This window comes from Corallococcus sp. bb12-1, assembly GCF_026626765.1.
Taxonomy (GTDB): Bacteria; Myxococcota; Myxococcia; order Myxococcales; family Myxococcaceae; genus Corallococcus; species Corallococcus terminator.
This window is the reverse complement of record NZ_JAPNJZ010000016.1, coordinates 188,868-212,968: the sequence shown is the minus strand read 5'-3', so window position 1 is coordinate 212,968 and position 24,101 is coordinate 188,868. Positions and strand designations below refer to the sequence as shown.

Genomic DNA, 24,101 nt, shown 5'->3' with positions numbered 1-24,101 from the left:
CAGGGGCACGTCGTGCCTCCGTGACGTTTCCACTTCCGCGCGAAGGCTCTCGCCGTGTCCTGGTTCTCCGTCCCCCTGCTGCCAATGGTCACCGTGCTCGCCGGAATGGCGGGTGGCCCGGTGGCTCGCGCGCAGAGCGATACCGCCGACCCCGGCACCGCGCCTTCCGGCTCCGTGGAGGTGTTGGCGCGCATGGAGGGACCGGGACCGTCCGGCATCGCGGTGACACCGGAGGGACGCATCTTCGTGGGCTTCCCCCGCCACGCGGACGACCACGCGAGCGCCACGCTGGCGGAGTTGAAGGGGGGACGGCTCTTCCCCTATCCGTCCAGCGCCATGAGCCTGCCGTCCGACGCGCCCCCGGCGGAGCGGCTGTTGTCGGTGCACGGGATGACGGTGGACCGGCTGGGCCGGCTGTGGATCATCGACGATGGCAAGCGCCAGGGCCATGACATCCCGGAGGGCGGCGCGAAGGTCGTCGGCATCGACCCGAGGACGAACCGGGTCATCGCCAGCGTGCCGCTGAAGGCGCCCGCGCTGCGCCCCGACAGCCACATGAACGACCTGCGCGTGGACCTGGGGCACGGCGCCAAGGGGACGGCCTATGTGTCTGATTCCTCGTTCGGCACCACGCCCGCGCTGGTGGTGGTGGACCTGGCCTCCGGACGACAGCGGCGTGTCCTGGCCAATCACCCGTCCACTCAGCCCGACCCGGGCTTCCTCACCGTGCTGGAAGGCCGCGCGCTGAAGTACGACCCCCGGCACCCCACGTTTCCCGTGGGCGGCGTGGACGGGCTCGCGCTGGGCGAGGGCGGCCAACGGCTGTACTACGCGCCCCTGAGCAGCCACCGCCTCTACAGCGTCCCCACCGACGTGCTGGCCAACCCCGCCGCCTCCGACGCGCAGGTGGCCGCCTCCGTGCGCGATGAGGGGGAGAAGGGCGCCGCGGACGGCCTGGCCGAGGACTCGCAGGGACGGCTGTACACCACCGACTTCGAACACGACGCCATCCTGCGCCGGGCCCCGGACGGCACCTTCGAGCGGCTGGCGCACGACGCGCGCTTCGTGTGGCCCGACGGCATCTTCGTCGACGCGCACCACGTCTACGTGACGCTGGGCCAGTGGAACCGACTGCCCGACTTCAATGGGGGCAAGGAGCGGCGCCAGCCTCCCTACCTGCTGGTCCGCATCCCCGTGGAGGCTCCGCCCACGGTGCGCTCGCCCACGGGGTGAGGCGGGCAGGCGACGGGACGGGCCCTGCCAGGGCGTGCCGGGGGGGCTCCAGACGTGGCCCCATGGGTCGGACCCCGGTGGTAGACCGGGAGGTGCCATGGATGATCCAACCGACAGGGACGGAGACCGTCGCCGGGAACCGCGCAAGCCGAAGCCGCCCCGGAAGGTGTCGGCGCGCTACCTGGAGAACGCCGCGCTGCACTACCTCAAGCGCTACGCGGCCACCGTGAGCCAGCTCAAGCGCGTGCTGATGCGCCGGGTGGACCGTTCGGTGAAGTTCCACGGAGGCGACCGCGCGGAGGCGGTGGGTTGGGTGGAGGCGCTGGCCCAGAAGCTCATCCGCAACAACCTCATCAACGACGGGGCCTACGCGGAGACCAAGGCGCATTCGCTGCGCGCGTCGGGTCGCAGCGCGCGGGTCATCACCCAGAAGCTGCGCATGAAGGGCGTGGCCCCGGAACTGGTGCAGCAGAAGGTGGCGGAGGCCACCCAGGATGTGTCCGAGGACGCTGCCGCCCTCATCTGGGCACGCAAGAAGCGGCTGGGCCCCTTCCGCCGCGACGCCAGCACGCGCGCGGACAACCGCCAGCGGGACCTGGCGGCGCTCGCGCGCGCGGGCTTCTCCTTCACCATCGCGAAGCGCGTCATCGACGGAACGGCCGACGAGGCACCGCTGCGCCGCTGACGCGGTCGCGGCGTCCATCGGGGCTCCCTTCCGCCTGCTTCCGGAGGGCAACACCTCGAAGGCCAGGGCTGGCTGGAGCCGCGCCTGCCGCTCGGAGTCAGGGCATGGCCGCCCTCCGCCACGGCGTGGGTGTCACCTTTCGGGCCCACCGTTCGCCAGGGATTGGTGGGTGGCAATATTCACCTGGAGTGATTGCGCCTGCCGTAGAAGGACCATCAGGAGAGCCCGGCGTCCGTATGGAACGGAGGCCGCCGGGCCCTGGATGTCACGCTGTCGTGCTGTCTGGCTTTGGCCGTGCTCAGTACATCTTCAGGTCATACCCCGGGGTGGGCCGCCAGTCGCTCCCGCTCGGAACAGTGCGCCGGTCGGTCACCTTCACCGCGTAGACGCCGCCCGCGGCGACGTTGGCCGTCGTCCGGTAGATGAAGCAGGAGGGGGTGATCTGCGAGCAGACGGTCGTCTGGGTCGAAGCCAGCAGCGCGCCCAACGTGCGGGTGGCGTAGTTGTACGCGTAGATCTCCACGCGCAGTTGCGGGCCGTTGCGCAGGTTGTAGGCCTCCACGGTCATCACCTGGTTCACGGGCGTGGCCACGAGCGCCCAGTCCGCGTCTCCCGCGCGGTGGGACGTGTGCTTGAGCTGCGGCGTGCCCATGTAGGAAGAGGCGGAGCTGTGCGTGTTGTCGCTCTCATAGGAGTCCGGAGGCGCCACCAGGCAGTTGGCGGGCGGGCTGAACCCGTCGTTGACGCAGACACTGCCCACGCAGTTGCAGCCGGAGGCACAGTCGGAGCCCGTCGTGCAGGCGCGCACGGGCGGGGTCTCGCAGTGCCCTTCGGGCGGGGGCGGGCCGAAGCCGTCCGGAACGCAGAAGCCCGCCTGGCAGTAACAGGCGTCACGGCAGCCCAGCGAATTCGCACAGGCCAGGGCGAGCCCTGCTTCCTGGACGGCGGGCTCTTCGGCCGGGACGCCCTCCTCCACGGGCCCGCATCCCACGACGAACATCACCAGCGCTGCGACACCCCAACGAACAGTCTTCACGGTGCTCTCCCCTTGAGGGTTCAAGCGAGGACACCCCCTGGTGCCCTGCGCTGAAGCCATTTTCACTACGCGTGAACACTGTCGCCCATTGCTGGGATGGACGAACTTTCTCAATGATTATCAATTCGTGAGAGCGGGCGAATCTGGCGGGCGCGGAAAATGACCGTGTTCGGAGGGATGCGCCGGACCGGGACTCGCCGGCGAGGGACGCGCCAGGCCCGTGGGTGGGGTTCGCGGTCTGTCTTTGGCTGCTCCTGGCGCTGCGCGACGGAGGTCGGAGACCCGGGAGGGTGTGTCGAGCGACGTGTCGGTCGACGCGTCGACGCGGGGGACGGAGGCCTCGGGCGTGGGGGTTCCAGAGGGAAGGGGTGGGCGGCATGGGTGCTGCAATCGGGTCTGGGCAACGAACGCGACACCTCGCGACCCGTTCCACCCGCCGCCCCTTGCTGGGAATGACCATGACGACCTCCACCGTTGCCGTACACCGTCCGCAGTCCGGCCCCATCACCCCGACGCCGCCGCAGCCCGTGCTGGAGGCCAGCGAGGTGCTGCCGCTGGGGCAGGGGGTGGTCGCGGCCTACGCCGCCTTCAACGGCAAGTCCTACCCGGTGCCCTCGGGCTGGACGCAGGCGGACAACCTCATCGCGTGGGTGCCGCAGGAGGGCGGCGCCGCGGAGGCCTTCGGTCTGTGGTTCACGTCCGGCAGCGATTCGTCCACGGCGATGCTGGCGCTGCGGGGCACGGTGACCGCCGCGGACACCCGCGCGGACGAGGAGTACGCCACCACGTCCTTCGTGCCGTTCTCCGGCGCGACGATGTCTCCCGTGCCGCAGGTGCACGGCGGGTTCTGGAGCATCTACACGGGGACGGGCGGCTCGGTGCCGACGTCGATGCAGGCGCAGGTGTTCGCGTGGCTGGCGGCGAACAACATCCAGACGCTCTACGTGACGGGCCACAGCCTGGGCGGGGGGCTCGCGGAGTTCCTGGCGCTGGACCTGGCGGTGAGCAATCCGTCGCTGGGTGTCACCACCGTCACCTTCGCGGCGCCGAAGGCGGGGCTCGGTGATTCCTGGGGGACGGCCTACGCCCAGTTCGTCACGAACCCGGCGACGGTGCGCGTCGTCAACCAGTACGACGTGGTGCCCACGCTGCCGCCCGGGCTCCGCTACGCCCAGGTGGGCGAGGAGTTCGACGTGCTCTTCTACAACACGCTCGGGGACACCAGCACGCAGGAGGCGACCATCCGCCACGAGATGGACAACTACCTCGCGGTGCTCACGCAGGCGCTGGCCACGCCCACGCCGCCGCAGGTCTTCGTCGGCACCTTCCCGGACGGCGTCTACACGGACAGCGGCGGCAACCCGCTCCAGGACACCAGCGTGGCGCCCACGGCCGACAACATCGCGAGCGCGAAGGCGTCCGCGCAGGCCCTGCCGCGGCGCCCGGTGGCGCAGCCTCCGCGCCGTCAGGTGGCGGTGAGGTAGTCGCGGCTACAACTGGACCTTGAACCCGCCAATGAGCGTGCGGGGCGCGTTGGGGCGGGCGCCATAGGGACGGCGTCCGACGATGACCGCCTCGTCCAGCAGGTTGCGGCCGCTCACGTAGAGCTGCCCCCAGCGGGTGATGTTCCAGTTGGCGTTCACGTCGAAGGTCAGCAGGGCGCCCGTCTTCACGCCTTCGGGGATCTCACCCTGGCCCGCCTCCTCGCGCATGCTGGCCAGGTAGGTGGTGCTGATGAAGGCACCCCAGCGCGCGCCCTCCACGCCCACCGACGCGTAGAGCTGATGCCGGGGCACGTACGGCAGTTCGTCCCCCGCCATCACGTTGCCGAACTGCGGATCCGACGAACGGAAGTCATTGAGCAGCTTCGTGCGCGTGAACGTGTACGACGCCGTCAGCGGGAAGGTGAGGCCGCCGCCCGGACGGAAGGTCTTCTCCGCGAAGGCCTCCAGGCCGTAGATGTTCGCCGCGCCCGCGTCCACCTGCCGGTCCAGGTTGTCATTGAGACAGCCATTGGAGAAGGTGCAGACGTCGGTGAGGTTGGAGTAGTCGTTGAAGAAGCCCACCACCTCGAAGCGTTCGCCTCGGCGGGACCAGCGCGCGCCAGCCTCGTAGTTGATGCTCTTCTCCTGGGACACGGCCTGGGGCTGTCCCGGCGCGGGCGGGGAGAAGCCCCGGTAGGCGCCCGCGAACAGGCCCAGCACCGGGGTGATGGCGCCGTACACGCCCACGCCCGGCATCAGCGCCTCCAGCGAGCCGTGGTCCACGGTTCCCGCCAGATTGTCGTGGGACTTGGAGCGGATGATCTCCAGGCGCACGCCCGGCGTCACCACCAGCGGGCCCCAGGCGATGGCGTCCGTCGCGTGCAGCGCGAGCGCGTGCGTGGAGTCCTTGTTGTCGGCGGTGACCTGCGTGGTGCCGCCCTCGGGGACCAGCTCCCCGCCCACCATCAGGAAGCCGTCCTGGGTGTGGCGGCGGTCGATGCTGTCGTAGTGGTAGCGCACGCCGAACTCGGCGTTGTGTGACAGCGGGCCCGTCTTCGCCGTCCAGCGGGCGACGCTCTGCAGGCCCTGGTTGACGAAGACGCGGTGGTTGGGCCCGATGAGGATGGCCTCGCCCGGCGTGGACGAGTCCAGCTCCCCGGTCAGCACGCCGTAATAGATGGCGTTGCGCGCGCTGGTGGGATCCGCGAGCACGTCGGAGATGGAGACGCCCCGGAAGCTGTTCACCTTGCGCCAACTGCGGTCCAGGTCGTGGCGGTACAGCGACGTCGTCACCGCGAAATCGCGCCCTTCCAGCACGTGGCTGAGCACCGCCTGCGTGCGGTGCCACTGCATGTGGTCGAACTGGCTGGCCTTGTAGCGGCGCAGCGGATTGGCGGCGAAGTCCGCGTCCGACAGGCCCAGGTACGTTTCGTTGGAGCCTTCGTCGGAGTAGCCCAGCTTGAGCTGGAGCGTCTGGCGCAGCTCCCCGTCCGGCACCAGCCGGTAGCGGGCCTTGGCCATCCATTCGTTGCGGTGGAAGCCGGTGGAGGCGTCGCTGTTGTCGATTTCCTTGAAGCCGTTGCTGCGCAGGTGGACGCCTTCGATGAGGAAGCCCGCGCGCTCGGTGCTCGCGCCGAAGTAGCCGTGCGCCTTGCCGTAGAGGTACTGGCCGCCCGCGAGGTCCAGGCCGAAGGACTCCTGCGCCGGGATGTCCCGGGTGATGAGGTCCACCGAGCCGCCCACCGTCTGCGGGCCCTGCTGGATGGACGAGGGCCCCTTGAGCACGCGCACCGACTGCATGCGCGTCATCAGGGGGAAGTAGTAGGCGGCGGGCGCGGAGTAGGGCGCTGGCCCGAAGAGGATGCCGTCCTCCAACAGCGTGACCTTCTTGCTGCGGTCCGGGTTCACGCCGCGCAGGCCCAGGTTGGGGCGCAGGCCGAAGCCGTCCTCGCCCCGGCCGTACACGCCCGGCACGGACTGGAGGATGGCCTGGGGGTCGTCCAACTCGTAGCGCTGGAGTTTCTCCGGCTTGAGGATGTGGATGGAGCCGCTCGTCTTCGTCTCGGACGTGCCCACCACCACGCTCTCGAACTTGCGGGAGTTCTCCGGCGCGGACTCCACGAGGGGGGCGTCGGCGGGCGCGGGCGTCTGTCCAGACGGTGCGGCGGGCTCCACGGAAGCGGCGGACTCCGCGGGCGCGGTGGCGGCCGGCTCGGGCGGTTCGGATACGGGCGGCGGAACAACCGGTGCGGCTTCGGGTGCCGGGACGGGCGAGGCCTGCGTTGGCGGCGGAAGCGAGTCTTGCGGTGGCGGAGGCGTCTGGGCCTGTGCCGACGAGGAGACAACGAAGGAAACCACCGCGACTGCCCAGGTCCGTGCACCCATGAAACGAAGACTCCCGGAGGTACGTGCGAAGAAGCGCGGCGGTCGCCCGGGCCGACGAGGGACGGTAGAGGTCCCCGCCGGCCCCGGAGGACCGCCGCTTACCGCGACAGCGAGCGAGGCGCGCTTTACTTCGCTTCGGCGACGCCCACGATGACGATCTTGCCGTCGGACTGGATGACGACGCTGCGCGCCACCTCTTCCAGCTTGCCGGGGATGACGTTCACCGTGACGATGCCACCCGTGCCGAAGGTGGTGTCGCGCGTGCCGTCCAGGTTGAAGCGCGCGATGGCGAAGTGGTTGTCACCCGCCTCGGTGACGAAGCCCGTGGCGTACACCTTGCCGTCCAGGCCGAAGTTCACGCCCCAGAAACGGTCGTTGGCCGTCTCGGAGAAGGGCACCGGGTTGGAGAACTCCACGCCGGTCGCCACATTGCGGATGAGCAGGACCGCGTCGTCGTCCTCTGAGCCACCGGCGCGGAAACCCGCGGCGGCGACGTACTCGACACCGCCCACGTCGGCGTGCGCCACGTCGAAGAAGGCCTGGTCCGGGCGGTCGAAGTCGTACAGCTTGTAGCCTTCCTGGAAGCCGGGCGTCGTGGCCGGTTGACCGTCCTTGGTCACCTGCACCGCCATGGGCTGGACCTTGCCCGCCGTCCGGACGCCGCTGCCCACCATGAACACGCTGTCGTCCTTGAGGGCCACCGCGTCACGGCCGCGGTCGTTGTCGCCCGTCAGGTTCAGGATGAACGAGCCGTTGGTGCCGTACGTGGGGTCCAGCACACCCGCCGCCGTGTAGCGGAAGGAGATGAGGTCCACCGTGCTGCCCCCCACGCCCGCCGCGCGGCCGTAGCCGGTGGTGACGTAGGAACCCGTGGACTGCCGGACCGCGGTGTAGGCCTCGGAGATGCCCCACTCTTTCGTCACGTCATTGGTGGCGAACGGCGCGGAGTTCACCACGCCCTTGGCGCCGAAGGTGGCGTCGGGCGTGCCGGCCTCGGTCAGGCGCAGCATCACGACGCGGTGGGCGCTCTGCGCGCCCACGCCCGTGGGCTGGCTCAGGTAGCCGGCGGAGAGGATGGTGCCATCCGCCTGCACGAAGCCGTGGCGCGCGGTGTCGCTCAGGCCGCCGATGTCCAGCGCGTACATTCCCTTGACCGCGGGGGCCATGGCGCCCGCGTTGAAGGTCTCGTCCAGCGCGCCGGCGGTGGTGATGCGGGCGACGACGCGGTCGGTGTCAGAGCGGGTGGCGCCTTCGGCCTTCTTGGAGCCGAACACCACCACGCGGTCCTGCGCGTCGCGGTCCGCGGACCACATGGCGTCACGAGCCGTGCCAGCGCCCGTGCCCAGGCTCACCCGCGCGATGCCGCTCGTGCCGAAGGTGTTGTCGAGCGTGCCGTTGGTGTTGAGGCGCACGAGCGCCAGGTCCGAGTCCGTCGTCGTGGCGGTGCCGGCGTCGGTGCCCGCGTCCGTCTGGGTCCCCGCGTCCGTGTTGGTGCCCGCGTCCGTCTGGGTGCCCGCGTCCGGCGTGGGGGTGGGCTCCTCGTCATCACCACAGGCGCCCAGCGCGGCCACGGTAGCGCCCAGGACCAGCATGCTGGGCAGCAGCTTCTTGAAGCTCCGGTGCTTCCTCTGATTCGACATGGATACCCTCGGGTGGGTGGGTCAAAAGTGAGAACGATTCTCATTTTCAACAACGTCAACGGGGCCGCTTGAGTAGCCCTGGGGGTCCTTGAAGTCAAGGCGACGGCCGGCGCCTCCACTGTGGCGCACAGAGTCGAGAATGATTGTCAGTCTCAAGTTGGGTTGATACTGCGACGGACATGAATCTCTCGCGAACCCGTCCTGATGCGCCCTCCCGTTGGGGAGTGAGGGCCCTGGCGTTCACCGCGGCGCTGTCCCTGGGGTGCAGCGACAGCAAGCCGAAGCCGGCGGATCCCCCGCCCACGGGCGAAACGGACGTGCGCGCGGAGCTGTTGAGCGCGACGGGCGCGTGCATCCTGGGCACGGCGCGTGACTTCCTGCCGAAGGCCACGGCGTTGCAGGCGGCGACGGCGGCACTGCGGGACGCGCCGGACGCGGCGGCGGTGGCGGCGGCGCGCACGGCGTTCCATGAGGCGATGGACGTGTGGCAGGTGATGGAGTCGATGCAGGTGGGGCCGGCGGCGATGCGCAGCAGCCCGGGCGGCGCGGAGATCCGCGACAACATCTATTCGTTCCCGCTGACCAACCGGTGCTCCGTGGAGGAGCAGCTCGTGTCGAAGGGCTACGAGTCGCCCAGCTTCTCCTCCAGCCTGGTGACGCGGCGCGGGTTCGTGGCGCTGGAGTACCTGTTGTTCTTCGAGGGCGCGGACACGGCGTGCGGCCCCAACTCGGCCATCGTGGCGCAGGGGACGTGGGCGGCGCTGACGGCGGAGGACCGGGCGGCGCGCAAGCGGGCGTACGCGGCGGTGGTTGCGGCGGATGTGAGCACGCGAGCGCAGGCGCTGGTGGACGCGTGGGCGCCGGAGGGCGGCAACTTCCAGAAGACGCTCGCCACTGCGGGTTCGGGCAACACGGTGTTCCCGTCCACGCAGGTGGCGCTCAACGCGATGAGCGACGCCATCTTCTATGTGGAGCGCGAGGTGAAGGACCAGAAGCTGGCCCGGCCGCTGGGGCTGCGCGACTGCTCGTCGGCCACGTGCCCGGAGCTGTTGGAGTCGCAGTTCGCGGGCCGCTCGAAGCAGAACCTCATCCAGAACCTGAAGGGCTTCCGGCGCATCGTGGAGGGCTGCGGCGCGGACTACTCCGGGCCGGGCTTCGACGACGTCCTGGTGGCGGCGGGCGCGGAGGCGGTGGCCACGCGGATGCACGAGGAGGTGCTGGAGACCGAGGCGGCGCTGGCCGCGGTGGAGGAGGCGGACCTCAAGCAGGCGCTGGTCGACGACAAGGCGTCCGTGCAGCGGCTCTACGACGACTTCAAGGGCATCACGGACCTGCTGAAGACGGACTTCATCACCACGCTGGACCTGGAGCCGCCCGCGGGCCTCGAGGGAGACAATGACTGAGTCGGTCGGGCGCGGAGACGCGACGTCCTCGCGCCCCTGGGCACGGCTCTGGGCTCGGCTGCTGGCGCCCCGGGACATCGCCGCGCTGGCGGCGTTCCGGGTGGCGCTGGGCCTGCTCATCGCCATCTCCGCGGTGCGCTTCCTGGCCTACGGCTGGGTGGGCGTCCTCTTCGCGCAGCCGAAGTTCCGCTTCACCTACTGGGGCTTCGGCTGGATTCCACCGCTGCCCTCGTGGGGGATGCCCGCGCTCTTCATGGCGCTGGGCGTGCTGGGCGTGCTGTTGATGGTGGGGCTGTTCTACCGGGTGACGGTGGTGCTGCTGTTCGCGGTGTTCGCCTACGTGCAGCTGCTGGACGTGACGAACTACCTCAACCACTACTACCTGGTGAGCCTGCTGCTGGCGTTGATGTGTTTCATCCCGGCGCACCGGGCCTTCTCCGTGGATGCGTGGCGCAAGCCTTCGCTGAAGCGGGACTGGCTGCCGGCGTGGTGCACGGACCTGCTGCGCTTCCAGGTGGCCGTCGTCTACGTGTTCGCGGGGCTGGCGAAGCTCACCTCCGACTGGTTGGCGCACGCGCAGCCGCTCAACATCTGGCTGGCCGCGCGCACGGGGCTGCCGTGGGTGGGGCCGCTCTTGGAGCAGCGCTGGATGGCGTACGCGGCGGCCTGGGGCGGGATGCTGTTCGACACCACCATCGTGCTGTTCCTCGTGTGGCGGCGCACGCGCCCGTTCGCGTACGTGGTCGTGCTGGGCTTCCATGCGGTGACGTTCGCGCTGTTCCCCATCGGGATGTTCCCCTTCATCATGGTGACGGGGGCGCTGGTGTTCTTCGACCCTTCGTGGCCTCGCGCGCTCTGGGCCCGGGTGCGGCGGCTTCCGTGGAAGGGCTTCGCGCCTTCGTCCGGAGCCGTGGTGGCTGGCGTGCCCGGCTGGAAGGGGCGGGCAGCGCTGGGCGCGGCCGTGGTCTACGCGCTCCTCCAGGTGCTGCTGCCTTTGCGCACGCATGCCTATGGCGGCAACGTGCTCTGGCATGAGCAGGGCATGCGCTTCTCCTGGCGGGTGATGACGCGGGAGAAGAACGGCAGCGCGACGTTCATGGTGCGCGACAGTGTCACCGGCCGGGAGTGGCACGTGCCGCCCAGCCAGTACCTCACGCGGTTGCAGGAACGGGAGATGGCGGTGCAGCCGGACCTCATCCTGCAACTGGCCCACCGCATCGCGCGGGACTACGAGGCGACGACGCAGCATCCGGTGGAGGTGCGCGCCGACGTGCGGGTGTCCCTGAATGGCCGGCTGTCGGAGCCGCTGGTGGATCCCACGGTGGACCTGTCGCGGGAAGAGGATGGCCTGGGGTCCAAGCCGTGGATCCTCCCCGCGCCCCAGACGCCGCCGGTGCACCTGCGCCCTACGCGCACCTCGCGGGCCTCACGGGGCGCCAGCGTCAACCCTTGAAGACGTGCTCGCGGTGTCAGCGGGCCGCTGGGGAGGCCGCCTCCTCGCCGGCAATGTTTCAGTAAGATTCCGTATATAGCTGAAATAGCTGATTAGTCTTGTATCCCGGACTCGGCCTCCGCATGAATGGTGACTCCCCTGTGGTGAGGAGTTCGTCATGCGTTCCCCTGGTCTGCTCCGTTGGCTGTCGCTTCCGTTGGTGTCGTTGTTCGCGTCCTGTGGTCCCGCCGCTCCGGAAGTCCCGGTCGATGCTCCGGTGGCCGTGCAGGAAGCGGCGCTCACCGAGCTGATCTCCAACGGCGGCTTCAACACCGGCACCACGGCGCCGTGGTGGAACAACGCGAGCACGCAGTCGTCCGTGGAGAGCAACCAGTGGCGCGTGGACGTCGCGGCGAACACGGCCAACGCCTGGGATGCCATCGTGGGGCAGAGCGGCCTGACGCTGGTGAGCGGGCGGGCGTACACGCTGGCCTTCACCGCCAGGGCCACGGCGACCATCACCGCGCGCGTGACGGTGCAGCAGGACGTCGCGCCCTACGCGACGACGCTCACCCAGACCTTCACGCTGGATGGCACCTCCAGGCGCTTCACCTTCCCGTTCACGTCCTCGCTGTCCACGGGCGTGGGGCAGGTGACCTTCCAGTTGGGTGGGCGGGCCAACGCCGTCACCGTGCGGCTGGATGACGTGTCGCTCACCACGGAAAGCGGCTCCACGGGCTCCGGGCCGGTGGCGATGACGAGCGGCTTCTACGTGGATCCCAACTCCAACCCGGCGGTCTGGGTGCGCGCCAACGGCGGTGACGGCCGCGCTTCGCGCATCAATGCCTCCATCGCCAGCAAGCCCATGGCGCGCTGGTTCGGCAACTGGAGCGGGGACATCACCCAGGCGGTGTCCAGCTTCGTCGGCGCGGCGGACGCGGCGGACAAGCTGCCGGTGCTGGTGGCCTACAACATCCCGGGCCGCGACTGCGGCAGCCACTCCGGTGGCGGGGCGGGCAGCGCGGACGCGTACCGCTCGTGGATCTCCGCCTTCGCGGCGGGGCTTGGCAACCGGCCCGCGGTCGTCATCATCGAGCCGGATGCCGTCGCGCAGCTCGACTGCCTCCCCAACGACTCGGAACGCCAGACGCGGCTGGGCCTGCTGCGCTACGCCTCCGAGCAGTTCCGCGACCGCGCGCCCAACACCTGGGCGTACCTGGATGGCGGCAACGCGCGGTGGATCGGCGCCGACACGATGGCGCAGCGGCTGGAGTCCGCGGGCGCGCGCAACGTGCGTGGCTTCTCCCTCAACGTCTCCAACTTCTACGCCGTCGGCGAGTCCGCCACGTATGGCAACGCGGTCAACGCCGCGCTCTCCAGCCGCTATGGCTACTCGCGGCAGTTCGTCGTGGACACCAGCCGCAATGGCAATGGCTCCAACGGCGAGTGGTGCAACCCGGGGGGCCGCAAGCTGGGCACGTCCTCGCAGACGGGCGGAGGCGCGGAGCTGCTGCTCTGGGTGAAGGTGCCGGGGGACTCGGATGGCAACTGCGGCATCGCCCCGGGGACGCCCGCCGGTCAGTTCAGCCCGGACATCGCGAACCGGCTCATCGACGGCACCTGATGCTCTGTCCTTGACGTGATGCGGGCCTGTTCAGGGACGTGAGTCCTGTCCGGGCCCGAGTCTTGTCTTGGATTCACCCCGGCCCCGCCAGGGGCCTGGCTGCTCACTCTTCTCGATAGGGACAGACATGAAGCTGGAGACTCAGTGGATGCGCGCTCCCCGCTCACGCCTGCGGGCGCTGGTGGCGGGGGTGGTGCTGGCGGGGGAGACGCTCTAACCGAAGGCAGGGACTCCCCCCTGGGCGCGAACCCGGGGAAGGAAGGTGTCAGGCGGTCGCCAGGTGCTGGCTGGAGCCTGGCCCTCGTCGTCAGCGCTCCACCCGCCGCGTGCTGGGTCTCCGCGATTGCGAGCCCTCGTCGCGGATTGCACGCCGAGTGTGGGGGCCTATCTTTTTCGGGAACGCAGCGGATGAAAGGCCCGGAGGAATGGATGGCTCCAACTTTGACAGAGTCCAAGCGGACGACGGAAGCGCCCAGGACTGGATGGGGAAGCGATACCCGGAAGGAGCCAGGTCTGCTCATCGAGGACCACGCGCTGCTGGGTGACCTGTACACGGCCGCGCTCGTGGCGCGAGATGGGTCCATCGACTTTCTCTGCCTCCCGGATTTCAACTCGGATGCGTGCTTCACGTCGTTGCTGGGAACCCCCGACAACGGCCGGTGGAAGCTGGCTCCGACGTCGCCCGTGCGCGAGGTGCGACGCCGCTACCGCGACAAGACCCTCATCCTGGAAACGGAGTTCGTGACCGACGAGGGCACGGTGCGGGTCGTGGACTTCATGCCCATCCGCAAGGGGACCCCCCACCTGGCGCGACGGGTGGAGGGCGTCCGGGGCACGGTGACGATGCGCTCCGAGCTGCGCCCCCGGTTCGCCAATGGCTACACCCGTCCCCTGGTGCGCAGGCTGGATGGAGCCTCCTCCGCCATCGCCGGTCCGGATGCGCTCTATCTGCGAGGTGCAGCCGGTGAAGCGCCACCTCCGTTCGAATTGGAGTTCACGGTCAAGGCCGGCCAGCGGATTCCCTTCGTGATCTCCTGGGCCCGGCCCTACGACGACATCCCCAAGGCGCTCGATGTGGAGGCCGCCCTGAGTGAAACGCAGTCCTTCTGGGAGGACTGGGCCTCGCGGATCCGCGCGCCCGCCAAGTACGAGGACGTGGTCGTCCGCTCGCTGCTCACCCTCAAGGCCTGCACCTTCCATCCGTCGGGGGCCATCGTCGCCGCGCCCACGTTCGGGCTCCCGGAGACGCCCGGTGGGGAGCGCAACTGGGACTACAGGTTCTGCTGGATTCGCGACTCGGCCTTGACGTTGAACGCGCTCATGCTTGCCGGCCTCATGGACGAGGCGGGGGCGTTCGGCACCTGGTTGGAGGACGCCGTCGGAGGTGCCCCGGACCAGTTGCAGATCATGTACGGCATCCGGGGCGAGAGGCGCCTCTCCGAGTCCACGCTGGACTGGCTGGGAGGTTACGAAGGGGCTCGACCCGTGCGGGTCGGGAACGGTGCCTATTCGCAGTTCCAGCTCGACGTCCTCGGCGAGTTCTCCGCCGTCCTCTACATTCATGCGCAGCAGGCGGGCAAGCTGTCGGCGCGCGGCGAGACGGCTCTCAAGAAAGTCGCGACGCGGGTGTCGGAGGTCTGGATGAATCCAGACCATGGCATCTGGGAGATGCGGGGGCCGAAGCTCGCGTTCACCGCATCCAAGGTGGCGGCGTGGACCGCCGTCGATCGCTGGGTGCGCGCGATCGATGAGTACGGCTTGAAGGAAGACAGGGCGCCGTGGGTGAAGCTGCGGCAGACCATCTTCGATGAGGTGTGCAGCAATGCCTACGACCCCAAGCGCAATACGTTCACGCAGTCCTACGGCTCCAAGGAAGTGGATGCGAGCCTGCTCTTCATTCCGCTCGTCGGGTTCCTGCCGCCGGAGGATCCCCGCGTCATCGGAACGGTGCGGGCCATCGAAGAGGAGCTGATGCCGGACGGGCTGGTGCTGCGCTACCGGACGGAGGACAGCGTCGACGGTCTCTCCGGCGTGGAGGGCGTGTTCCTCGCCTGCTCCTTCTGGCTCGCGAACACCTACCACCTCATGGGACGGACCGAGGACGCGCGGCGCCTCTTCGACAAGCTCGTGGGGCTCTGCAACGACGTGGGCCTGCTCGCCGAGGAGTACCTGCCGAGTGAGCGCAGGTTTCTTGGCAACTTCCCCCAGGCTTTCAGCCACCTGGCACTCGTGAACTCCGCCTACCTGCTCTCCGGGGAACAACCCCCGCTGCATTCGCAGGTCCAGGGTGAAAAGCAGTCCTGAGTGTCTGGCCGGGAGCGCGGTGCCAGCCAGTGCGTGAACAGTGCTGTCGGACTGGAGTGCCGCGCGCCCGGGTCCTCACTTGACGGTGGAGTGCTCCCTCCTAGCTTGTCGGCGGAGCAGGGGGGCGGGGACCATGAGCGGATCACGAGGGGCAATCACCGCCGCGATGCGGTGGTTGGGACTGGTGGCGTCCTGGGTTCCTCTCTCCGCGCAGGCGTCGTTGTTCAGCGGCGACGCGCTGGACACCGCGGCGGACGTGATGAGCTGGGTCGTCATCGTCATCGCCCCGGTGGTGCTGATCGCCGTGTTCTGGATGCTCCACATCCTCCCGGAGAAGATCGCGGAGAAGCGCCACCATCCGCAGTTGGAGGCCATCAAGACGCTGTGCCTCCTGTCGCTGTTCTTCGGGGGGCTCCTATGGCCCCTGGCGTGGCTCTGGGCCTACTCCAAGCCCACCCTGTACAAGCTGGCGTACGGAGAGGACCGCGTCCGTCCCTCGCACGGCCCCGAACTCGCGGAGGCGGGTGAGGCCGGGCATCCCGCCCATCACGCGCCGTCCTCCGAAGGGGAATCCCCTGATGAGAGAGGGGAGCCGCACTGATGGAACTGCTCCTGCTGCTCGTCTACTCGGTCATGGTCTGGCTGGTCTTCTTCAAGTTCAGGCTGTTGCCGTGGAACTTCGTCTCCCAGGTCATCGTCATCACGCTGCCCGTCATCGGCATCGTGATGTTGCTCCTGCTGGCCAACGTGTATGCGCCGTCCTCATCGGATGCGCGGGTGATGAACTACGTCGTGCAGGTCGTGCCGCGGGTCTCCGGGCGCGTCATCGAGGTGCCCGTCCAGCCCAACAGCCCGGTGAAGAAGGGCGACGTGCTCTTCCGCATCGACCCCGAGTCCTCGCGGCTGGAGGTGGAGGGGATGCGGGCCAAGGTGAAGGAGCTGGAGGCGAAGGTCGCGGGCGCCCGGGCCATCGAGCGGCAACTGATATTGGAGCGCAAGACCGCGCAGGGACGGCGGGCGTCCGTCGCGGCCCGGCTGGACCTGGTCCGGCGGCGCGTCCGGCAACACACGGTGCTCGTCACCAGCGGGGCGGGCAATCAGTTCGACTTGCAGCAGGCGGCGTCGGAGGCCCGGACCCTGGAGGGCGAGCTGGCCGCGGCGAACGCCGCCGTGGGGCAGGTCACGCAGAAGCTGGAGGCGCGCACCGAGGACGGGACGCTCGTCGAGCTTGCCCAGGCGGAGGCCGGGGAGCAGCAGGCGCGCGCGACGCTGGCGGACGCGGAGTGGCGCCTCAAGGAGACCGTCACGTATGCGCCCGCGGATGGGACGGTGGTGAACCTCCAGCTGCGCGCGGGCTCCTATGCGGCGGCGCTCCCCATCTCTCCGGTGATGAGCTTCGTGGAGAATGAGCAGTACGTCATCGCGTACTTCAATCAGAACGAGCTGCACCAGGTCCGGCCGGGCAACGAGGCGGAGGTCACGCTGCTGGCGTTCCCGAACCGGATCATCAAGTGCCGCGTCGAGTCCGTGGTCTGGGCGACCGGCCAGGGTCAGCTTCCCGTGTCCGGAGTCGTCCCCGAGACGGGGTTTCAAACCCCGCCTCCCGGGCGCTACGCCGTCAAGCTCGCCGTCGAGCACTCGGAGGATGCCCGCATCCTTCCGGCGGGAGCGCACGGACACGCCGCCATCTACACCGACGCGGTCCACCCGGTGCACGTCCTGCGCAAGGTGATCCTCCGCGTGGGCACCAAGCTGGACTGGCTGATTCTCAAGCTGCACTGAGGAAGGGCGGCGCATGTTCGAGCACCGAGGGCGGGTGGGGCTCCGGGTCGGGGCGGTGCTCCTGGTGGGCTGGGGCGGCTCGGGGTGCCCCACGCGCGCGCCTCCGCGTGGGCAGGAGGTCGTCCAACAGGCGCTCGTGCACACGTCGCTCGCTCCCGCGTGGGCGTCCCCGGGCGCGCCGGGTGGCGGCATCCAGGACGGGTGGTTGGCGACGTTCCAGGACGCGGAGCTCCAGGCGCTGGTCTCCGAGGCCATGCGCCACAGCCCGGACCTGCGCTCCGCCGCGGCGCGGGTGGATCAGGCGGCGGCGCAGCTGGGCGTCGCGCGCGCGGGATTGTTTCCCTCCCTCGACATCGAAGGGAGGGAGTCGTTCGGGATTGGCCAGGGGTTTGAAGGTGTGCTGCGGGGCATCGACTTCTCCGCCGGGTGGGAGGTCGACCTGTGGGGGAAGATCCGCTACCGCCGCAACGCGGCCAGCGAGTCGGTGGCCGCGGCCGAGGCCGAGTTCGAGTTCGCCCGGCAGTCGCTCGCGGCGACCCTGGCCAAGGGCTGGCTCCTGGCCACGGAGGCCCACCTGCTGCAATGCATCGCCGTGGAGCGGATCCAGATGGGCGAGGAGCTCGTCCGGCTCACGACCACGCGGGTGCAGGTGGGCGCTGCCAGTGAGAACGAGCTGTCGCTGGCGCAGGCGAACCTGGACTCGTACCGCGACATCCTGAAGCAGACCGAGTTGGCCCGGGTGCAGGCGGTGCGCGCGGTGGAGCTCCTCGCCGGGCGCTATCCCTCGGGGGCCCTCGCACCAAGGGCTTCCCTGGTGGAGCTTCCCGGCCCGGTGCCCGCGGGGATTCCCGCCTCGGTGCTCGAGCGGAGGCCGGACCTCATCGCCGCGGAGCGCCGCGTGGCCGCCGCGTTCAACCGGGTGGAGGAGGCCAAGGCCGCGCGGCTCCCCGCGCTGCGCCTCACCGGCGCCGTGGGCTACGTCGACAGTGACGTGGTGGTGTTGAAGGACACGCTCACCAATCCGACGGGAGGCGTCGCGGCGGGGCTCCTGGCGCCCCTCTTCCACGGTGGCGCCCTCGCGGCGCAGGTGCGGGTGCGGACGGCGGAGCAGGAAGAGGCGCTGGGCGCGTACGCGGCCGCGGCCCTGCGCGCCACGAACGAGGTGGAGGACGCACTGACGAGCGCGAGGGTGCTCGGCGAACGTCGTGAGCTGCTGGAGAAGGTGGTCGCCGGCCAGGCGCGTTCGCTCGAGCTGCTGAGCGTCGACTACCGCGTCGGCAAGGTCGACCTGCGCACGGTGCTCCAGCAGACCCTGCTGGCGGATTCAGCGCGCATCCTGCTCTTGAGGGTGCGCAGCGAGCAGCTCATCCAGCGCATCAACCTCCACCTCGCGCTGGGGGGCAGCTTCGCCGTCCCGGCCCAGCCGAAGTCCGACGATTGATGGCGCGGGGGCCCTCCGGTGAAACACCGGAGGGCAGGGGGAGCGCTAGCTGGACTCGGCGACGCTGGCGCGCCGGCTGGCGCCACCGTTGCCGTCGCCGAGCGGGGCGGTGCGCTCCAGGTTGCGCCGGGCGAGCGCCGCGAGTTCGTCGGGCGCCTTGGTGGCGCGGCCCTTCTCCTTCTGCACCGTCATGATGCCGCCGCTGCCGTGCTTCTCCTGGGCCTCGGAGACGATCTTCTTCATGTCCGACGCCTTCACCCAGTACGCGCCATTGGCGGGGTCGCGCACGCGGTAGAGGTCGTCGTCCTTGCTGTTCGTCTTGCCCGGGTCCACCGCGTCGATGGTGATCCAGTGCAGCTCGCCCGGCTCCTGGCTCTGCTGTCCCGGCTCCAGGGTCGTGTTGAGCAGGGCGTTGGAGTCCACCAGCGCCAGCGCGTATTCGCCCTTCTTGAGCGCGCCGCTCAGCGCCTTCGGGTCGCATTCGCTGGAGCCGCTGGTGACCTCGATGCCCATGCCGCCCAGGATGGCGCCCATCTCGTCCGGGGTCGCGCCGTCATCCAGGTTCACGTCCACGCCCAGGTCCCTCACGCCGGTGGGGGAGACCGCGAGCGTGTCCGCGCGGTTGCGCACCTTCTCGCGCGCCTGCTCCTGGCTCAGCTCGGCCTCGTTCTCGCCATCCGACTGCTCCAGGAAGGTGAGGGTGGCCTCCGCGCAGCCCTTCTTGCTGGTCTGCACGACGGTGGGCTCGCTGGTCTTCCAGCCCTTCTCCTGCTGGGCCTCCTTCGCCTCGTTGGCGGGCAGCGCGCTGGGCGTCGTCGCTCCCGGCGCCTGCGGGGCCGCCAGCTCCGGCAACCCCTTCTTCTTGGCGCGCTCCTCCTGGAAGGAGTCCAGGTAGCGGCCCTCGTTGGCGTTGAGCGGCTTGGCGTTCGGCGCGTCGGAGAGGGGCTGCTTCACGGACTGGGCCGCGGCGGCCATCTGCGCCGCATGGGCCTCCGCCTGTGCTTGTGCCTGACGCACACGCTCCATCACGGAGTCGATTTTGGCGCCGATGTTGAATCGCCCGGCCATGGGAGCTCTCCTGTCGTGTCGCGTCAGTGTCCTGCCCGCATTATCCCGGGAGGACTCCAGAGGTTGCGTCGGAATTCCAGGATCTGACGAGAACGCGCGGTTTCAGACGCAACCGGGCCGTCCGCCGGGCGGACAACCATGGAATCCTGGACTGAGGGGTACACTGGACCCATGGCGAACCGGCATGACAGGGACGATGGGGCTTCCGCGCCCGCCTCCGCACCGCACGTTTCAGCGTCGCGGGAATCCTACGGTACGGGGCGGGGTGGCCCGGCCAGTGGAACGGGGCGACCGGGGCCGGAAGCGTCCGGTCCCTCACGCGGGGCGGGCGGGGAGTCGCAGCGGCTGGCGTCGCGGCAGGTGGGCCGGTTCCTTCCGCTGAAGGTGCTGGGGCAGGGCGGGATGGGGGTGGTGTACGCCGCCTATGACCCGGACCTGGACCGCAAGGTGGCGCTGAAGCTGCTGCGGGTGAAGGGCGGCCACGAGGACCTGGAGCAGGGGCGGGCGCGGCTGTTGCGGGAAGCGCAGGCGATGGCGCGCATCTCCCACCCCAACGTCATCCCCGTCTTCGAGGTGGGGCAGTGGGACCACCAGGTCTACGTGGCGATGGCGCTGGTGGACGGCGGCACGCTGCGCGACTGGACGAAGGCGAAGCCCCGGACGTGGCAGGAGCTGCTGGACAAGTACCTGGCGGCGGGCCGGGGCCTGGAGGCCGCGCACGTGGCGGGGCTGGTGCACCGCGACTTCAAGCCGGCCAACGTGCTGGTGGGCAAGGACGGGCGCGTCTACGTCACCGACTTCGGGCTCGCGCGGCCCATGGGCGAGGTGGACGACGACGAGGACGACGGTGAGCGGACGCGGCCGGTGGCGGGGGATGACGGGGCCCTGCTGAACTCGCAGCTCACGCAGGCGGGGCTGGTGATGGGCACGCCCGCCTATATGTCGCCGGAGCAGTTCCGGGGCGAGCTGTTGGACTCGCGCTCCGACCAGTTCAGCTTCTGCGCGGCGCTGTACCGCGCGCTGTACGGCATCCGTCCGTTCGACCCGGACGAGCTGTCCCGGGTGGCCTCGCAGTTGAGGCCGCGAGAGGCCGGCGCCGACGAGCCCGGGGTGACGGAGGCGGTGGTTGCGCAGGTGCTGCCGCCGTCGCCCATCCAGGAGCCGCCGCGCGACACGAAGGTGCCCACGTGGGTGCGTCGCGCGTTGATGAAGGGCCTGTCGCTGGAGCCCCGCGACCGCTTCCGCTCCATGGCGTCGCTGCTGGAGGCGCTGGCCCAGCGGGAGAAGCGGGCCCTGCGCAACCGGCGGGTGGGCGCCGCGGTGGCGGCCACGGTGGTGCTGGGCGTCGCGAGCGGAGCGGTGTGGTCGCGCTCGCGGGCGTGCGCTGGCGCGGAGGGGCTGGTGGCGGAGCGCTGGAGCGCGGAGGCCCGCGAGAAGGTGACGCAGGCCTTCCTGGCGACGAAGAGCCCGGTGGCGCAGGACATGGCGCGCCGGGTGGGCGCGGTGCTGGACGGCTACGGCGCGCAGTGGGCGGCGCAGCACACCACGGCGTGCGAGGACACGCGGGTGCGCGAGGTGCAGACGGAGGAACTCCTGTCCCAGCGCTTCGTGTGTCTGGAGCGGCGGCGCAAGGACCTGGGCGCGCTCGTGGGCACGTTGCAGACGGCGGACGCGGCGCTCGTGGACAAGTCGCTGGACGCGGTCTACGCGCTGCCTTCGCCTTCCGACTGCGCGGACGTGGAGGCGCTGACGGAGGTGCAGCCCCGGCCGGCGGATCCGATGAAGCGCGCGGAGCTGGACGCGCTGGAGGATCAGCTGGCGGAGGTGAAGGCGCGCATCGACACCAGCCGCATGCCCAAGGCGCTGGAGCTGGCGAAGAAGGCGGAGGCGCGCGTGGTGGCCACGGGCTACCTGCCGCTGGTGGCGGAGCTGCGCTTCCACCTGGGCTGGGCGCAGGCGGTGCTGGGCGACAAGGACGCGGGCGGCGCGGCGCTGGAGCAGGCCGTCTACGACGCGGAGGTGGGACGGGCGGACCGGCTGGCGGTGTCCGTGATGAACAAGCTCATCTACGTGGATGGGGAGCGGGAGAAATACGAGCTCGCGCAGCGCTGGGGTCGGCTGGGGGACGCGACGCTCAAGCGCGTGGGCGGGGACGCGGTGCTGGAGAGCGACCTGAAGGTGAACGAGGCCAACCTCGCGCTGATGCAGGACCATCCGGAGGAGGCGCGGGCCCTATTGGAGAAGGCGTCAGGGCTGCTCGCGACGGCGCTGCCGGAAGGGCATCCCAAGCGGGCGCGGGTGACGTTCACGCTGGGGCGCACGTTGCTGGAGACGGGTGCGTCCGCGGAGGCGGTGAAGGTGCTGTCGGACGCGCTCCAGCAGACGGAGAAGGCGATGGGGCCCGTGCATCTGGACACCGCGCGCCGACACCAGGCGCTGTCCATGGCGCTGCGCGAGCAGAAGGACTTCGCCCAGGCGCTGGAGCACGCGCGCGTTTCGGTCTCCATCCACCGCACGCTGCTGGGGCCCCAGAGCGTGAAGCTGGCGGAGGCGCTGGATGAAGAGGGCATGAGCCTGCTCGCGCTCAAGCGCTACCCGGAGGCGCTGAAGGACTACGAGGAGTCGCTGGCGGTGAAGCGGGCGAAGCTGGAGGCGGACGATGAGCTGCTCCAGTACTCGCTGGATGGCGTGGGGCAGGCGCTGCTGGCGATGGGCCGCACGCGCGACGCCATCGCGCCGCTCCAGCAGGCGCTGACGTTCAAGGACGCGCAGGAGGACTCGCTGGCCGAGTCCGGCTATGCGCTGGCGCAGGCGCTGTGGAAGGAAGGCGAGGAGGCGGCTGCCCGCGACGCGGCGACGCAGGCGCAGGCTCGCTTCACGTCTTCAGGCCGCGCGGTGCAGGCGAAGGACGTGGAGGCCTGGCTCCAGGCCCGGCCCGAGAAGAAGGCGAAGGCCGTGCCGGCGTCAGCGGTGCGTGGTGGCAAGCGCAGACGGTAGGGCTCCAGGGCTCCGGGGTTCGAACATCGGGCCCCGGAACTTCAGCACTCCGGCAGGCCGACGCTGAGGTTCGCGACCTCCAGGACGTTCACCGCGAGGCCTCCGCGCGAGGTCTCCTTGTACTTGTCCTTCATGTCGCGGCCGGTGTCGCGCATCGTCCTGATGACCTTGTCCAGGCTGACGAAGTGCCGCCCGTCCCCGGACATGGCCATGCGCATGGCGTTGATGGCCTTCACGGACGCCATCGCGTTGCGCTCGATGCACGGCACCTGCACCAGTCCGCCAATGGGGTCGCAGGTGAGGCCCAGGTTGTGCTCCATGGCGATCTCCGCCGCGTTCTCCACCTGGAGCGGCGTGCCGCCCAGCACCTCCGTGAGCGCGCCCGCCGCCATGGAACACGCGCTGCCCACCTCGCCCTGGCAGCCCACCTCCGCGCCACTGATGGAGGCGTTCTCCTTGTAGAGCGCGCCAATGGCGCCGGCCGTGAGCAGGAATCGCACCACGCCGTCCGCGTTCGCCCCGGGCACGAAGCGCCAGTAGTAGTGCAGCACCGCGGGGATGATGCCCGCCGCGCCGTTGGTGGGCGCGGTGACGACGCGACCGCCCGCCGCGTTCTCCTCGTTCACCGCGAGCGCGTACAGGTTCACCCAGTCCAGCACCGTCAGCGGGTTGGTGAGCCCCGCCTCCGGACGGCTCATCAGCCGCTGGTACATCGCCGCCGCGCGCCGCTCCACCTTCAGGCCGCCGGGGAGGATGCCGCCCGTCGTGCACCCGCGCGTCACGCACGCCTGCATCACGTCCCAGATGCGCAGGAGCCGCGCGCGGATGTCCTCCTCGCTCCGCCACACCAGCTCGTTGCGCAGCATCACCGTGCTGATGGGCTGACGCTCGCGCTCGCAGTGCTTGAGCAATTCCTCCGCGGACTTGAAGGGCAAAGGAAGCGGGGTGGCCTCCTCTCGCAGCGGGTCCTGTCCCGCCGCCGCCTGTTCGTCCACCACGAAGCCGCCGCCCACCGAGTAGTAGAGGCGGGAGACGAGCACCTCCCCGCCGTCGCCGAACGCGGTGAAGCGCATGCCGTTGGGGTGGTAGGGCAGCACCTTGCGCTTGTGCATCACCAGGTGCTCGCCGTCGCGGAAGGGCACCACCAGCCGCTGGAGCAGCGACACGCGGCCCTCCGCGCGCCAGTGCGCCACGAGCGACGGCACCAGCTCCACGTCCACGCCCTCGGGTGTGTCGCCGCGCAGGCCCAGCAGCACGGCCTTGTCGCTGCCGTGGCCCTTGCCCGTCGCGCCCAGCGAACCGAACAGCTCCACCTTGAGCCGCGTCACGCGCTCCAGGAGCCCCGCGTCCGAAAGCCCCACCACGAACGTGCGGGCCGCGCGCATGGGCCCCACCGTGTGCGAACTGGAGGGACCGATACCAATCTTGAAGAGGTCGAAGACGCTGACAGGCATGGCGGCCGCCACCATGCCATGCCCGCCGCGCGCCGCCCCAGCGACACCCCGTCGCGACGCGCTGCATGCATCCACTTCAGGTCAGCCCGCTCGCTGGGGAAGTTGTCATCCCAAGCATGACGCAGGCTGACCA

General features: G+C 70.0%; 16 protein-coding genes. 11 read left to right on the top strand and 5 right to left on the bottom strand.

All coding sequences use genetic code 11. The features are described from left to right. Window positions 1–54: 54 nt before the first annotated feature. The gene (locus OV208_RS20025; protein ID WP_267575446.1) at window positions 55–1,233 is read left to right on the top strand and encodes an L-dopachrome tautomerase-related protein; all 1,179 of its coding nucleotides are present in this window, start codon (window positions 55–57) and stop codon (window positions 1,231–1,233) included. A gap of 97 nt (window positions 1,234–1,330) precedes the next feature. Then, window positions 1,331–1,918 (top strand): regulatory protein RecX, encoded by a 588-nt coding sequence (locus tag OV208_RS20020; protein ID WP_267575445.1) that lies wholly within the window; start codon window positions 1,331–1,333, stop codon window positions 1,916–1,918. Window positions 1,919–2,216: 298 nt separating this feature from the next. Here the strand turns inward: OV208_RS20020 and OV208_RS20015 are convergent, their stop codons facing one another. Continuing rightward, complete coding sequence (locus OV208_RS20015; protein WP_267575444.1) at window positions 2,217–2,954, bottom strand: hypothetical protein; 738 nt, start codon at window positions 2,952–2,954, stop codon at window positions 2,217–2,219. Between the two features lie 458 nt (window positions 2,955–3,412). On the opposite strand from OV208_RS20015, the gene OV208_RS20010 reads away from it, so the two are divergent. Then, window positions 3,413–4,438, top strand: coding sequence for a lipase family protein (locus OV208_RS20010; protein WP_267575443.1), 1,026 nt, complete (start codon window positions 3,413–3,415; stop codon window positions 4,436–4,438). A 6-nt stretch (window positions 4,439–4,444) separates the two neighbouring features. On the opposite strand, the gene OV208_RS20005 is transcribed toward OV208_RS20010, so the two are convergent. Beyond that, window positions 4,445–6,823, bottom strand: a complete 2,379-nt coding sequence (locus tag OV208_RS20005) for a TonB-dependent receptor family protein (RefSeq protein ID WP_267575442.1) — start codon at window positions 6,821–6,823, stop codon at window positions 4,445–4,447. 125 nt (window positions 6,824–6,948) lie between these two features. Then, window positions 6,949–8,463 (bottom strand): hypothetical protein, encoded by a 1,515-nt coding sequence (locus tag OV208_RS20000; protein WP_267575441.1) that lies wholly within the window; start codon window positions 8,461–8,463, stop codon window positions 6,949–6,951. Between the two features lie 179 nt (window positions 8,464–8,642). Between OV208_RS20000 and OV208_RS19995 the strand changes: the two genes are divergently transcribed. From OV208_RS19995 to OV208_RS19965, 7 genes are all read left to right on the top strand, one after another. Next, window positions 8,643–9,866 (top strand): imelysin family protein, encoded by a 1,224-nt coding sequence (locus OV208_RS19995; RefSeq protein ID WP_267575440.1) that lies wholly within the window; start codon window positions 8,643–8,645, stop codon window positions 9,864–9,866. Next, window positions 9,859–11,319 carry an HTTM domain-containing protein gene (locus tag OV208_RS19990; protein WP_267575439.1) on the top strand — a complete coding sequence of 487 codons (1,461 nt, stop codon included), beginning with the start codon at window positions 9,859–9,861 and terminating at the stop codon, window positions 11,317–11,319. Before OV208_RS19995 ends, OV208_RS19990 begins: the two co-directional genes overlap by 8 nt. Before the next feature lie 157 nt (window positions 11,320–11,476). After that, entirely contained in the window at window positions 11,477–12,922 is a 1,446-nt protein-coding gene (locus OV208_RS19985) for a glycoside hydrolase family 6 protein (protein ID WP_267575438.1), read from the top strand. A 429-nt stretch (window positions 12,923–13,351) separates the two neighbouring features. Next, entirely contained in the window at window positions 13,352–15,226 is a 1,875-nt protein-coding gene (locus OV208_RS19980) for a glycoside hydrolase family 15 protein (protein ID WP_267575437.1), read from the top strand. Window positions 15,227–15,359: 133 nt separating this feature from the next. Further along, entirely contained in the window at window positions 15,360–15,827 is a 468-nt protein-coding gene (locus OV208_RS19975; protein WP_267575436.1) for a DUF3302 domain-containing protein, read from the top strand. Continuing rightward, window positions 15,827–17,008 carry an HlyD family secretion protein gene (locus OV208_RS19970; RefSeq protein WP_267575435.1) on the top strand — a complete coding sequence of 394 codons (1,182 nt, stop codon included), beginning with the start codon at window positions 15,827–15,829 and terminating at the stop codon, window positions 17,006–17,008. Before OV208_RS19975 ends, OV208_RS19970 begins: the two co-directional genes overlap by 1 nt. A gap of 13 nt (window positions 17,009–17,021) precedes the next feature. Then, window positions 17,022–18,449: an efflux transporter outer membrane subunit gene (locus OV208_RS19965; protein ID WP_267575434.1), complete on the top strand. Its 1,428-nt coding sequence runs from the start codon at window positions 17,022–17,024 to the stop codon at window positions 18,447–18,449. Between the two features lie 45 nt (window positions 18,450–18,494). On the opposite strand, the gene OV208_RS19960 is transcribed toward OV208_RS19965, so the two are convergent. Continuing rightward, complete coding sequence (locus tag OV208_RS19960; RefSeq protein ID WP_267575433.1) at window positions 18,495–19,517, bottom strand: hypothetical protein; 1,023 nt, start codon at window positions 19,515–19,517, stop codon at window positions 18,495–18,497. A 171-nt stretch (window positions 19,518–19,688) separates the two neighbouring features. On the opposite strand from OV208_RS19960, the gene OV208_RS19955 reads away from it, so the two are divergent. Continuing rightward, a complete protein-coding gene (locus OV208_RS19955; protein ID WP_420715032.1) occupies window positions 19,689–22,514 on the top strand; it encodes a protein kinase domain-containing protein in 2,826 nt (941 codons plus the stop codon). 41 nt (window positions 22,515–22,555) lie between these two features. Here OV208_RS19955 and OV208_RS19950 read toward each other — a convergent pair whose 3' ends face one another. Then, window positions 22,556–23,968: an L-serine ammonia-lyase gene (locus OV208_RS19950; protein ID WP_267575431.1), complete on the bottom strand. Its 1,413-nt coding sequence runs from the start codon at window positions 23,966–23,968 to the stop codon at window positions 22,556–22,558. Window positions 23,969–24,101: the final 133 nt, after the last annotated feature.

What these genes read in the sequence shown, in the direction of transcription:
- OV208_RS20020 (WP_267575445.1), top strand. Translation starts at nt 1,331, where the DNA reads ATGGATGATCCAACCGACAGGGACGGAGACCGTCGCCGGGAACCGCGC.
- OV208_RS20010 (WP_267575443.1), top strand. Translation starts at nt 3,413, where the DNA reads ATGACGACCTCCACCGTTGCCGTACACCGTCCGCAGTCCGGCCCCATC.
- OV208_RS20005 (WP_267575442.1), bottom strand. Translation starts at nt 6,823, where the DNA reads ATGGGTGCACGGACCTGGGCAGTCGCGGTGGTTTCCTTCGTTGTCTCC.
- OV208_RS20000 (WP_267575441.1), bottom strand. Translation starts at nt 8,463, where the DNA reads ATGTCGAATCAGAGGAAGCACCGGAGCTTCAAGAAGCTGCTGCCCAGC.
- OV208_RS19995 (WP_267575440.1), top strand. Translation starts at nt 8,643, where the DNA reads ATGAATCTCTCGCGAACCCGTCCTGATGCGCCCTCCCGTTGGGGAGTG.
- OV208_RS19990 (WP_267575439.1), top strand. Translation starts at nt 9,859, where the DNA reads ATGACTGAGTCGGTCGGGCGCGGAGACGCGACGTCCTCGCGCCCCTGG.
- OV208_RS19985 (WP_267575438.1), top strand. Translation starts at nt 11,477, where the DNA reads ATGCGTTCCCCTGGTCTGCTCCGTTGGCTGTCGCTTCCGTTGGTGTCG.
- OV208_RS19980 (WP_267575437.1), top strand. Translation starts at nt 13,352, where the DNA reads ATGGCTCCAACTTTGACAGAGTCCAAGCGGACGACGGAAGCGCCCAGG.
- OV208_RS19975 (WP_267575436.1), top strand. Translation starts at nt 15,360, where the DNA reads ATGAGCGGATCACGAGGGGCAATCACCGCCGCGATGCGGTGGTTGGGA.
- OV208_RS19970 (WP_267575435.1), top strand. Translation starts at nt 15,827, where the DNA reads ATGGAACTGCTCCTGCTGCTCGTCTACTCGGTCATGGTCTGGCTGGTC.
- OV208_RS19965 (WP_267575434.1), top strand. Translation starts at nt 17,022, where the DNA reads ATGTTCGAGCACCGAGGGCGGGTGGGGCTCCGGGTCGGGGCGGTGCTC.
- OV208_RS19960 (WP_267575433.1), bottom strand. Translation starts at nt 19,517, where the DNA reads ATGGCCGGGCGATTCAACATCGGCGCCAAAATCGACTCCGTGATGGAG.
- OV208_RS19955 (WP_420715032.1), top strand. Translation starts at nt 19,689, where the DNA reads ATGGCGAACCGGCATGACAGGGACGATGGGGCTTCCGCGCCCGCCTCC.
- OV208_RS19950 (WP_267575431.1), bottom strand. Translation starts at nt 23,968, where the DNA reads ATGCCTGTCAGCGTCTTCGACCTCTTCAAGATTGGTATCGGTCCCTCC.